This window comes from Shewanella sp. NIFS-20-20, assembly GCF_019209865.1.
Lineage (GTDB): Bacteria > Pseudomonadota > Gammaproteobacteria > Enterobacterales > Shewanellaceae > Shewanella.
The window spans coordinates 1-11,660 of sequence record NZ_JAHUTT010000085.1 but is presented as its reverse complement, the minus strand read 5'-3'; the positions used below and the strand labels follow the sequence as shown (position 1 = coordinate 11,660).

The 11,660-nt window shown below is 45.9% G+C and carries 10 protein-coding genes and 1 pseudogene; 4 read left to right on the top strand and 7 right to left on the bottom strand.

What is annotated here, in order from left to right; translation table 11 throughout:
- Positions 1-387: 387 nt before the first annotated feature.
- Positions 388-1,233, top strand: coding sequence for a hypothetical protein (locus KU855_RS17800; protein ID WP_218532404.1), 846 nt, complete (start codon positions 388-390; stop codon positions 1,231-1,233).
- Between the two features lie 183 nt (positions 1,234-1,416).
- Positions 1,417-2,536 (top strand): annotated as a pseudogene (locus KU855_RS17795) (ISAs1 family transposase); the annotation flags it as partial.
- A 511-nt stretch (positions 2,537-3,047) separates the two neighbouring features.
- Here the strand turns inward: KU855_RS17795 and KU855_RS17790 are convergent.
- The 3 genes from KU855_RS17790 to KU855_RS17780 all read right to left on the bottom strand — a co-directional run bounded on the left by KU855_RS17790 (position 3,048) and on the right by KU855_RS17780 (position 5,852).
- Complete coding sequence (locus tag KU855_RS17790; RefSeq protein WP_218532402.1) at positions 3,048-3,452, bottom strand: VOC family protein; 405 nt, start codon at positions 3,450-3,452, stop codon at positions 3,048-3,050.
- 75 nt (positions 3,453-3,527) lie between these two features.
- Positions 3,528-4,418: a hypothetical protein gene (locus KU855_RS17785; protein ID WP_218532395.1), complete on the bottom strand. Its 891-nt coding sequence runs from the start codon at positions 4,416-4,418 to the stop codon at positions 3,528-3,530.
- A gap of 381 nt (positions 4,419-4,799) precedes the next feature.
- Positions 4,800-5,852, bottom strand: coding sequence for an alkene reductase (locus tag KU855_RS17780; protein WP_218532392.1), 1,053 nt, complete (start codon positions 5,850-5,852; stop codon positions 4,800-4,802).
- Positions 5,853-5,976: 124 nt separating this feature from the next.
- Between KU855_RS17780 and KU855_RS17775 the strand changes: the two genes are divergently transcribed.
- Positions 5,977-6,558 carry a TetR/AcrR family transcriptional regulator gene (locus KU855_RS17775; RefSeq protein WP_218532390.1) on the top strand — a complete coding sequence of 194 codons (582 nt, stop codon included), beginning with the start codon at positions 5,977-5,979 and terminating at the stop codon, positions 6,556-6,558.
- Between the two features lie 72 nt (positions 6,559-6,630).
- On the opposite strand, the gene KU855_RS17770 is transcribed toward KU855_RS17775, so the two are convergent.
- The 4 genes from KU855_RS17770 to KU855_RS17755 all read right to left on the bottom strand — a co-directional run bounded on the left by KU855_RS17770 (position 6,631) and on the right by KU855_RS17755 (position 10,109).
- A complete protein-coding gene (locus KU855_RS17770; RefSeq protein WP_218532388.1) occupies positions 6,631-7,188 on the bottom strand; it encodes a LemA family protein in 558 nt (185 codons plus the stop codon).
- Between the two features lie 8 nt (positions 7,189-7,196).
- Complete coding sequence (locus KU855_RS17765) at positions 7,197-8,492, bottom strand: DUF3137 domain-containing protein (protein WP_218532386.1); 1,296 nt, start codon at positions 8,490-8,492, stop codon at positions 7,197-7,199.
- Positions 8,493-8,700: 208 nt separating this feature from the next.
- Positions 8,701-9,915, bottom strand: a complete 1,215-nt coding sequence (locus tag KU855_RS17760; protein WP_218532384.1) for an MFS transporter — start codon at positions 9,913-9,915, stop codon at positions 8,701-8,703.
- Positions 9,915-10,109, bottom strand: coding sequence for a hypothetical protein (locus KU855_RS17755; protein WP_218532382.1), 195 nt, complete (start codon positions 10,107-10,109; stop codon positions 9,915-9,917). Before KU855_RS17755 ends, KU855_RS17760 begins: the two co-directional genes overlap by 1 nt.
- A 651-nt stretch (positions 10,110-10,760) precedes the next feature.
- On the opposite strand from KU855_RS17755, the gene KU855_RS17750 reads away from it, so the two are divergent.
- The gene (locus tag KU855_RS17750; RefSeq protein WP_218532373.1) at positions 10,761-11,522 is read left to right on the top strand and encodes a gamma-glutamyl-gamma-aminobutyrate hydrolase family protein; all 762 of its coding nucleotides are present in this window, start codon (positions 10,761-10,763) and stop codon (positions 11,520-11,522) included.
- Positions 11,523-11,660: the final 138 nt, after the last annotated feature.

Here is an 11,660-nt window from a genome sequence, read left to right as displayed (position 1 = left end):
CTCTCTTACCAGTGCAATGGCATCAAGCTTGAATTCTTTTGAATAGGATTTACGTGTTTTCATTTCAATCTCCAGTTAAATCAATTATCTCTTAACTGGGGTAGTCGTATCAATTAAACCACGTCAATTATGGGTGGCACTTAAAGCACTTATTGGCGAAATAAATAAACACCCGCGCGATTGCCCTGCACTTAAAACACTTTGCTCTTGGGCACGAACTCGGGGAAGGCGGGCTACTTAAACGCAGTTTCCTTAGTTAACAAAGTGCAATCCCGCCCTGGGCAAGAAAAAATGTTGCAGAAAAACAAACAACCCTATAGCATTTATATCAACCCTATAATAGCGTAGGTCGATATAATAAAATTTGAATACTAATAGGATGACATTGTGAAAAAACGATTTATGTTAGTTTTATTCAGTGCCATTTGCTTTAACTCCAACGCCTCTCTCTTCCCACCTACTCCTGAAGATGAAATTTTGGACTCCGAGCGTGAATTTTGTGAAAGCAAGTTTGATGCATACGAACATAATCGCAAATGTAGCCAATATTATAAATATGGATCAAAAACAGTTTATGCTGGTGATAATATTGAGTATTCTTATAATGTTCAATTCATTTTAAAAAATGATATTCTTTCATCTGTAAAACGTTTCTCTATAAACGCTATAAATTACACTGGCAATAATATACCAAATACAGGGACCTCAACACATATCCTAGTTGTCAGAGATAGCATTGAGAAATTCTCCAACTCACTTATAAACGGAATGTTTAAAGACCAGCATGGTAATTCCTCAAGACCTATATTTATAACAAATTTGAATAAGCCACAATGGGATGCCAAAGCAGACAAAGCAATAGACGCGCTCGGAACAATCGCGAATTTAACATCAACCTTCTTTGGAGTATCAGCCTTATTAGAGGGTGTTTTCGATCAAGGACCTACTATTATCATCGCCTACCTAGATATAGAGACAAACACTATAAAGTTATATGACTATAATACAGAAAATCACGACGCAAAACTTTTAACTAGCATAGACCAAAATCAAAAAACAATAAATATTCAAGGTGCTTCGAAGTATATATCTATCATTGGTGCGCTGCACAGAATTAAGACACAAACTGGTAGTTCTTGTATTGTAATTCAATCAAGTAAACCTGTTGATTGCCCTATTGGGAGCGGAACTGATGAATGTTACGTTGTTACTGCATCAGTAACCTGCGGATAGATATCTAGACAATAAAAATTTATGTTTCAATGTAGTATTGCTCTAAATAAGTTATCCTAATTGAGAGATAGATAGAACAGGCTTAAGACAGGGCAAGATCATGAACATTTCTTGTCCAACATCGGGTTGAAATTGACCTCATACACCAATTGTGATCTTATGCTCCTCTTTTGAGGAGTTCCCATGAATTTAGATACCATTAAAGCACATTTCAGCATCATCCGTGACGAGCGACAAAGCGCAAAAGTAGACGACCCATTGTTCGATATTTTGTTTGGTTCAATTGGTGCTGTAATCGCTGGGGGCCAAGGCTGGGCTGACATTCGTGAGTACGTGCTTGGTCATCATGAGTGGTTCTTTAAACAGGTCTTGTGTGAAAAATGAGTGCCTGTTGATGATACCTTTGCTCGCCTGATTGTCAATATTGTTCCTGCTGAGTTCCGCAATGGCTTTCTAGATTGGATGAAAACCGTACACAAGTTAACCTGTGGTGAAGTCGTCGCCATTGATGACAAGACCTTACGGGGCTCCTATAAACGAGCCGATAGGCAAAGCAGCATTCACATGGTGAGTGCTTATGCGAGCTAATCAACGCGTATTAGGTCAGCTTAAAACCGAGACTAAGAGCAATGAAATCACCGCGATACCAGCCCTGATCCAGAGGCTCGATTGGCGAGGTGCCATCGTGACGATTGATGCGATGGCCTGTCAGACCAAAATAGCCAAGGCTATCACAAACAAAGGGGGCGATGACTTACTGGCAGTTAAGGGCAATCAAGGCAAGTTAGCCTCAGCGGTACCGGCCGCCTTCACTCCACACCGCCGCGCTCCGATAGAAAGAGGGACATAACAAATTGAGAAGCAAAAAGGCCGAGTTGAAGCGCGTACTTGCCACGTCCTGAGTGCAAGTGAGCTAGAGGGTGACTTCTCGAGTTGGTGTGGGTTGACTCGTATTGTGATAGTCGAGAACTTCCACGCAGTAAAAGGTAAAGCGCCAGAGTTGGCGTACCGCGACTACATCGGTTCAGCCGAACTAAGCCCAGAGCAGGCAGGCGATGCAATCCGAGCACACTGGGGTATTGAATCCATGCATTGGATTTTAGATGTCAGCATGCGGGAGGATGCTTGCCAGATTTACCGAGAAAACGCCGCAGAACACTTGGCGAGGTTAAGGCACATGGCAGTGAACATGCTCAGCGCTGCACCAACCAAGATTAGCGTGCCGATGCAGCAGAAGCGCTGCATGATGAAGCCGGCCTTCTTAGAGCAAGTCCTTGTGGCCGGATTGACGTCAATGGGTAAAATCCTAACCACTCATGCGGACGCCCCGGGCTTACTGGAGTATTTCCTAGCAACAACTTTACTGTAATGGATTGATTGTATTAGCTTTACTTTATTGTGACCGTTAAGCTTGTCACTTGATTTAGGCCGATGTAATGGCAAGCATCATCTGGTGTTTACTGCCGCCATGGTATTGATTAAATATTATTCGCGCCCTCTATCTATTCTTGATTGTTAGGAACATACTCACTAAGAGGCCACGGTAAATTTAAGCGCAATTGACTGACCAATTGCTATGCCGTTGATCACAAACCTACAGACTAATCTTATGAGGACAGCATCATGAGTAAAGGACAAGACAGTAAGAAAAACATCAAGAAAAAGCCCTTGTTAACGGCCAAGGAAAAAAAGGCAGCCAAAGCGGCGAAAAAGAATAAAACCGATTTATTAGGTCGATAAGAATTCAAGGTCATCGATTGCTATCGATGACCTACATCAATACTGGTTAGCTGTGAAAGCACAAGGAACCTAGGTTATTGTTGCTTATTGCTATCGTCCCATGCCATGGGTTGCCACAGCTCAACCTTATTTCCTTCTGGATCCATAATCCAAGCAAACTTTCCATTTTCATGGGACTCAGGGCCTTGAATGATGTCAATATTGGCCTGTCGTAATTGAGCCAACATTTCGTCCAAATCATCGACACGATAATTGATCATAAACGATGACTGACTGGGCTTAAACCACTGGCTGTCGTGCGCGGCTAAACACCATACGGTTAATCCATTGTCGTTGGCATGATCATCTGACCAATTAAGAATCGCGCCGCCAAAGTCTGCCAGCGGCATGCCTAAATGTTGTTGATACCATAATGCCAATGCACGACTATCCCCTTGGCATTGCAAAAATACCCCACCAATTCCCGTCACCTTTGCCATAGCCACCCCCTGTTGTTTTAATAAATTCAATAGATTAACTACACCACATTCCGTTAACACCGCGCCTGTGAATACCTAAGGCAGTTGAGGTTGCAATTGCTGCATGACTGGATAGATGGCTAAAAATATCTGATTAAACCCTGACACGCTAGGATGGATCTCGTTAAGCCAATCCTCCTGAGAGCCGGGGCGTAAGGTGCCTTGGGTATTAATCACCACTAATCGTCCTTGAGTCGACGGTTTAGCCGCCAATGCCAGTAAGCGCTCAGCCAACTGGTTAAGCATGTATTTGATGATGGGTAAATGTAAGCGCTCAGGAATATTACGTTTGATTAAATAGGGATAAATCCAAGGTTCGGTTTTAATCAATCCCCAAAAGAATTCAGCGCCTTGAGCCCATGGTTTGGCAATGTCATAGGTATGAGTGATAATTTTAGCCTCGGGAGCAAAGTCTTCGCATAAAGCAATTAAGCGCTGGTAGGCCAGAATAATGGCATCGAGTTTCTGCTCGAAACGAGGGTGATGAATACAAGCTAAATGATCAAATCCACTTTGGTATGGGTTCAATAATGACAACATGTCATGTTTACCGACAATGTCATTGCCCCCGCCAGAAAACATAATAAAATCGATATTGCTCTGATTTATTTTAAGAATTTTATACAACTGTTGAAATTGTTTCCCCGAGGTCATGGCAACGGCTTCATCGCCATTAACGGCCAAGCGCAGTAAATTAGCGCTGTCGGTATGAGCTAATTTATTTTCAAGGTGAAATACAATATTGCTGTCTCCACCAAACGCAATCCATTTACGCGGGTAAGCGAACCATGAGTCGCCTTTAGCAATAATCCCGATTCGATGAGGTTTTTTACGGCACATGATGGCAAAATCAGCGGGGTAACTGGTAACGCCACTGCTAATCGCTCGGCGACGTCGCTTCTGCAGCGGCGATTCATTGGCAGGCATAACTTATCCTTTTTATTAGACGCCTACCGCTTAACGACGTTATATGAACGACTTTACTGACAAATCAACCAGCACGTTGGCTGAGTACGTTAAAGTTAACGCTCATCTAGCCGACAGTCAAAAATCACCGTTTGAGTGTAGTCAACACTGAGCCAGTTACCAAAAAGGAGCCGCACTTTCGTGGGTATCGTTTGCCTAAAATGCCGCTGCTCTAAGTACACCGAGTGCTGCCGCTGACTAAAGTCATGCTCGAAATAACCCCGATTAACTCGGGAAAAACCGAATGCCTCCAGCCGTTGCCACCCCGCCATGGCTCATCGCCTATCATACCATGGCGGCTGTCGCTGCCGCGCCTCAGTGTAAGTGGCAAACTTGCGACGGTTAACTCAATTGAGTCAACATGTCGTCGGAATAGGCCACAAGGGGCTGGTTATCACGCACCTTGGCCACATAATCAGGGTTGGCGATAAACGGACGACCGATGGCCAATAAATCAAATTTATTATCCGCAATTGCGGCGCTACCGGTGTCAGCACTATAACAACCAACGCCGACCAGGGTGTTTGCATAGTGTTTTCGGACATAGGCAGAGGCTGTGCCCTCTAAGTAATCAAATGTCATTGAATCATCGAAAATACCTATGTGTAAATACGCCAACTCACGCGATTCAAGCTGAGAAAGCAAATAATCGAACACCGGACGATCACGGCTATCAGCCGCCATATTAAAATAGGCGCCTGGCGACACCCGCAGTGCGGTGCGATCATTGCCAATGCGATCACAAATAGCATCGACCACAGCTAATGGGAAACGCGCCATGTTTTCCGGAGTTTGACCATAGTCATCATCGCGACGATTACTGTCATGATGTAAGAACTGGTCAATCAAATAACCATTCGCGCCATGAATTTCAACCCCATCAAACCCGGCATCAATGGCATTGGCAGCTGCTTGAGCATAATCAGCCACTAATTGTGCCATGTCGTCATCGGTTACCGGAGTCGGCACCTGGTAGGTTAATTGACGCATTCGAGGCACGCTGCCTTCAACCGAAACTGCCGACGGTGCCATGACCGCCGTGGTACCCGAGGCGGAAAAAAAGTGCGGATGAGCAACCCGTCCAGTATGCCAGAGCTGGGCAAATATTTTACCGCCAGCATGATGAACGGCATCGGTCACCTTACGCCAACCGGCAATCTGCGCCCCATTAAACAGGCCGGGAGTATTGGGATATCCTTGACCATCAGGACGAATGATCGTGGCTTCAGAAATAATTAATCCAGCCTCAGCACGACGCGCATAATAGGCAACCATTGCCTCGGTTGGCACCAAGTCGTCATCAGCCATGCAGCGGGTTAAGGGTGCCATCAGAATGCGATTTTTAAGGGTAAGGGTAGCATTAAGCGTATATGCTTCAAATAAGTTATCAAACATGGTGAGGCCTGTTTTTTGAATGTTCGTTCAAGATAAAGTGAAAAAGTGTCAGTTTCAAGCTCATTTTGAACAAGCATTCAAAATTAAGTACAATCCCCAGATTGACGTTCAACGAGTGATATGGATGCGAAATGCCGAATTTGATAGAGAAACAGTGCTGCGATCTGCGATGACGGCCTTTATGGACAAGGGCTATGCGAAAACCAGCATGCAAGATCTCACCAAAGCCACCGGCCTACATCCGGGATCCATCTATTGTGCTTTCGACAATAAACGCGGCCTGTTATTAGCTGCACTGGCGCAATACCAGCACGACAGAAGCCTAGAATTCAGCCAGTTTTTTAGCGACTCAACGTCTACCCTCGCCGCACTTAAAGCGTATTTAGACCATACCGTCGCCGAATGCGTTAGCTGTGATGCTGCCAAAGCCTGTTTGCTCACGAAAGCACTCAATGAAATTGCCCAACAAGATGAGGGAATCCAAGCCATCATCAGTAGTAACTTAGCCACTTGGCAACAACATTTAGCGGCGGTGTTTGATCAGGCAAAGGCCAATGGTGAGTTACAGAGTCAACGTGATAGCCAACAGTTGGCGCGCTTTTTGGCGATGGGGATCTATGGATTACGCACCTTTGCACATACCCACCCTGAGGCCAACACTTTGCAAGAACTAGCCGATCAGCTGTTTCACGATCTGTGCGCATAAAGGTCGATGCCCTAGGCGATTGAGTGATGATGCGTTGAAGTTGGCAGGGGCAGCCAGTGCTGCCCCTGTGGCCTACAAATGAGGACGATATTCAAATCCTTGCTGGGCTTGTGTATCACTAAAGCTATGTATTTTTTGCTTCTGGATTAGGCTGGCATTGATCAGCGAGCCAGGAAACATTTGAATCGCATTATTAAACTCTTCAACATTACTATTAAAAATTCGGATTGCCGCGCCGATCTGCTGCTGTTGTTCGCTGATCTCTGTCATCAAATTACAATAGACCGTCGATGCTTTAAGATCAGGATAAGCTTCAACCGTAACCTTGAGCCCTTGTAACAACGCGTTTGTCGTTTGCTCTGTGGCAGTCAGTTTGTCAGTATCAATACCTGCCCCCATATCAGCAAGGGCGCTGCGCAGCGCGGTGATCTGTGTCAATACCTCTGACTCATGTAACTTATACTCTTCAACCAATTGCTCAATGCTGGGAATGATGTTGTTTTTTTGCCGCTCTTGAGTCAGCACCGATGCCCAGGCTCTATCGACCGCATTATATTTACCAATGATGCGGTTATAAATCACAACGACACCAAAAATGACCGCGGCAACCAGCAAGGTAACGATGAGCATAATGAGTATTATCCTTTTATTTGGGTCGCAAAAGCTGGGGCTTCTGCCTTAAAATTATTATCGCTAAAACGCAGCATATCGTCGACACACGCAAGCATCTGCTTAATTTCTTGCAGCTCATAATGTTCGGAAATCTCCTTGGCAAACGCCTTGGGTTTAGTTAACCCATAACGACGTTTGACCGCAAGCAGGGTGTTATCAACCGCGATGCATAGCTCATTGTTAGCCGAGATTTCAATCACTGGTCGCTCCAACTTTGTGGCTAAGTGAGTTAGGGATTCTTCGATAGCCGGGCTTAGCAAACGCGCTGCAGTTTGGGGGTCTTCAGCCATTATGTCAAAAACTCGGTTAAACGCATTCGATGCACCACGATACTGAGCGCCACAGTGACGCTTAGACGTCAGGTTCGAATCACCGTTGAGACATAAGGCGTTCGAGTAAGGAAATTTCACCAATATACCATCACGATAAGCCGTAATGGTCACGGTCCGGGTTTTCCTTTCACCATTACCGTCGGTGTACTGTTCGGTGCGTTTATCAACATACTGAAATCGGTAGAGATAATAATCAAACTGGCAGTGGCCACCTTGATAATGCCCCTGATAACGAGCACAGATTTGGCGGCTATGGTTGCCGCGGTTAAATTCAGAAAAGTCCGCCGCCAATTGATGAGCCAGCGAGGATCCTCCCGCCATAATTTCTTTTAAATTGTTATTAAATAAGGCATCACGAATAAAAATGCGATCGGATACCGGTTCACGCCAGCGGCCACGCCTATACAGCAGTGACATAATTAGACTGCCAAAGATAAGGTTATGAATCGCTATCCCAGCCATCATATCCGTCACCCCGATCACCTGACTGATTAACTTGAAGTAGGAGACATACCAGTACCACCAATTCGGCGTAAACCAACATAGTCCGCCGAGCAATAACGCCATCACAAGCCGCGAGGCCAAAGGGGATAACAGCGACAACTGGTTCCATTTTTCTACCGCCAAGGTCAGGATCATCATCAGCAACAGCATCGGATACCACACATTACTGCTATAGAGGATTAAGTCCAACGAATTGGTCACTACCGCCGGCAAGTTGAGTGTAAAATTAAACATCAACACCAAACCAATCCCACCTAAACACAACGAGCCCCAAGCGAATAATTGAGACCAAGTATCCCGATAATCCAGTGGTCCAGGGTGGTGCTCAATTTTTTGCACAAGTTTAACTAAATCTTGTTGGGATTTAGCGGCTTCGACTTCGCGACGAATGGCGCGAATATTATCACTGACTTGAGTGTTCAACATGGCGATGACATCCTACTTCGACAACAGATATCACTAGCCGCTATCGTTACATGATTGTTAACCTACGATTATCTAATCATATGTGCCAAATAAATTCCAAGTTTAATCCTCATCGCCCGCTCGCCCACGCCGTCACAATGACTCCCAGCAAAAAGGGCAACAAACGCTGCCCATTTTCATTAATTCCCCTGTTCAACCCAAGCGGTCTTTAAGCCGGGTGCATGCTTGGCAAGCGCTGAAGTGGCTTATCATTCAAGGGCAAATGCAGTAATGCCGCAACTAACGCCAACCCCACTGTCGCCCACCAAATCGGTTGATAAGAACCATAATAGTCATAGATGCGGCCGCCAACCCAAGCACCTAAAAAACTGCCAACTTGATGGGTAAAAAAGACTAAACCATAGAGGGTTGATAAATACCTAGCGCCAAAGATCTGCCGGACTAAACCCGAAGTTAATGGCACCGTCCCTAACCAGCAAAAACCAATCGCAGCACCAAACAAACTGGCACTATCGACGGTAACGGGCAATACCACGAAGCCAGCAATCACAACCGCGCGCATCAAATACAGCGATGACATCACGAAGCGTTTATCAAAGCGGTCGCCCATGATCCCCCAGAAATACGAGCCGAAGATATTAAAAATGCCCACATACGCCAGTGCCATCGCCGCGGCGTTGCCCGGTAAGCCCATATCGGCGATATAACTCGGTAAGTGGGTGGCAATAAACATCACTTGAAACCCACACACAAAAAAGCCTAAGTGGATTAACCAATAATTACGATTAGTCAGTGCTTCCCTTAAGGCTTGCGATAAGCTTTGCTGCGTTTGCATCTGAGTCGTAGCGCTGGCCGTATTCGGTTGAATTTTGATAAAACTGGCAAAGGCCACCATCACACAACAAATCAGGGCAAAAATTTGCATCGCGACTTGCCAATCAAACTGTTGCAGTAACGCCTGCGCGCCGGGAATGACCGCAAACATACCGAACGAACCCGCCGCCGTGGTGAGTCCAAAGGCTTTGGCGGTATGTTCAGCGGGCACCACTCGAGCCACTGCGCCGAGCACAATAACATAACTGGTGGCACTCAAGCCGATACCAACGCAGGCGCCTAAGGTCAGGTATAAGGCACTTGGGGTGGTCACCAGCGAGGTCAGTAATAAGCCGAGCCCGTAGGCAATTGCGCCCAATATAATGACTCGTCGAGCACCAAACCTATCGGCCGCCATGCCAACAAACGGCTGAAATATGCCGAATAACAAGTTTTGTAAGGCAATGGCTAAGCTAAAGAACTCCCGGCCAGTGTTAAAGGTGTCTGAAATTGGCATCATAAAAATGCCGAAAGATTGGCGGATACCTAAGCTGATAATCAGCACGCCAATGCCTGACCACACTAATAGTGGCAACCGAAAAATACTCATTAATGATGCTCTTTATGCTGTGTGTCTGGGTTGTTCTGAGATGGCTGCCGTGGTGATTGCTGATGACATCCGCCACTGGTGGCATGTTGCGCTAGGGCATCGAGTAAAGGTTGGCAATGTTGGACCGCCACTAAGGTGACAATCAGTGCCAGTAATAGCCGCAGTAATTGCGCCGAAATCGATTGGGAAAACATGAATTGCCTTTCAATAAGCCTCAGGGATGCAAGCACACCAAGATATTGTTATCCGATACATCGCCTTGACTTAGCAATAAAATCTAATGCTGAGGAAAACATCTCAAAAATGAAGCGCGGATAATAGAGAAACAGCCACTATGAGGCAAATGATATAAACTCAGCCATCTTATGATTTTTTTGCATACGAAAAGCCCGGCCCCTTACCCCGAAGCCATCACTCCCAGCGCTAGGCCACCGATTTAAGGATTTGACCCGCTCAACAAGCAAGATGTAGCGTTTTATAACAAGGCATTGCACGCACTGACGCCCAAGCACGGCGCTGGGATGGCTGGCGCTCACGACGTGAGATGTGAATATCACCCTAGCTGCGGCGTGATTGGCCTGATAGCTTCGCTACGCTCGCGGCGAAAAGGCGATGACATGCGTGGCTGCCACAGCCTGGCATTGGCCCTAAATCATTAGTAATAAATGTAAAATATAATGGTTAGGTGTTTGACATTTTAAACAACAGTGAGGCAGACTGATGGATAATTAAGCAGTCGTTCGGATACCCTAATTGGCCATGATATTGTTATCTTGCCGATAAGCGTGCCAACCATAACGTGAGTTATTTGCGTATAAAAAGTGCCGTTAAATTAAAGGTGAACTATGCCAGCAACATCCTCAAATAAGAAACCCGTCATTTTAATGACCATGGGCCAACAAATTCGCAATCAACACCCTTACCAAGTCATGACTCATAAGTATATGGCGCCAATTGTTGAGATTGCTGATTGCATTCCGCTGTTAATGCCCACTTGTTTTGGGGTGGATGATATTGACCAATACCTCGACATGGTGGATGGGGTGTATTTAAGTGGCGCGGCCTCGAATATCGACCCCAGTCTCTATGGCCAAGAAAATCTGACCCCGAAAAAAGGTCAAGATAAAAACCGCGACACGGTGGACTTTGCCATTATTAACGCCGCGTTAGAGCGCAAGTTACCTTTGCTTGGCGTGTGTCGTGGCTTTCAAGAAATCAATGTTGCCTTGGGCGGTGATTTATACCAAAAGGTGCATAAACAGCCGCATTTGCAAGATCATCGTGAAGATCCCGATGATAGTGTTGAGGTGCAATACGGGCCAAGCCATGAAATCAATATTCTGCCGCACACTTGGATGCATCAACTCTTAGGCGATCGCATCATGGTTAATTCGCTGCATGGCCAAGGCATTTGCACCCTAGCTAAACAACTGGAGCCGCTGGCGCAAGCCGACGATGGCTTAATCGAGGCGTTTCATGGTCCCCATTTTGAGCAGTTTATTTTAGGGGTGCAGTGGCACCCAGAATGGCAAGCCAAAGATAACCCAGACTCCATCGCACTGTTTACGGCGTTTGGCAACGCTTGTCGCGCCTTTCAAGCCAAGTAATTGTGTGGCGTCCATAAAAATGTATGGTCCGCCTCGTTATTGCAAATGATATTTCCGATAACGAGGTTGGTTTGCGCTAATGTATTCGGAGTCTTCATTAGGTGCTACCACCCGCTCCACGATGAGTTCCGCGCTAGA

Coding starts and splice junctions, on each gene's coding strand:
- KU855_RS17770 (WP_218532388.1), bottom strand. CDS start 7,188: ATGCTCATCGTTACCTTGCTGGTTGCCGCGGTCATTTTTGGTGTCGTT.
- KU855_RS17775 (WP_218532390.1), top strand. CDS start 5,977: ATGCGAAATGCCGAATTTGATAGAGAAACAGTGCTGCGATCTGCGATG.
- KU855_RS17785 (WP_218532395.1), bottom strand. CDS start 4,418: ATGCCTGCCAATGAATCGCCGCTGCAGAAGCGACGTCGCCGAGCGATT.
- KU855_RS17755 (WP_218532382.1), bottom strand. CDS start 10,109: ATGTTTTCCCAATCGATTTCGGCGCAATTACTGCGGCTATTACTGGCA.
- KU855_RS17750 (WP_218532373.1), top strand. CDS start 10,761: ATGCCAGCAACATCCTCAAATAAGAAACCCGTCATTTTAATGACCATG.
- KU855_RS17765 (WP_218532386.1), bottom strand. CDS start 8,492: ATGTTGAACACTCAAGTCAGTGATAATATTCGCGCCATTCGTCGCGAA.
- KU855_RS17780 (WP_218532392.1), bottom strand. CDS start 5,852: ATGTTTGATAACTTATTTGAAGCATATACGCTTAATGCTACCCTTACC.
- KU855_RS17760 (WP_218532384.1), bottom strand. CDS start 9,915: ATGAGTATTTTTCGGTTGCCACTATTAGTGTGGTCAGGCATTGGCGTG.
- KU855_RS17790 (WP_218532402.1), bottom strand. CDS start 3,452: ATGGCAAAGGTGACGGGAATTGGTGGGGTATTTTTGCAATGCCAAGGG.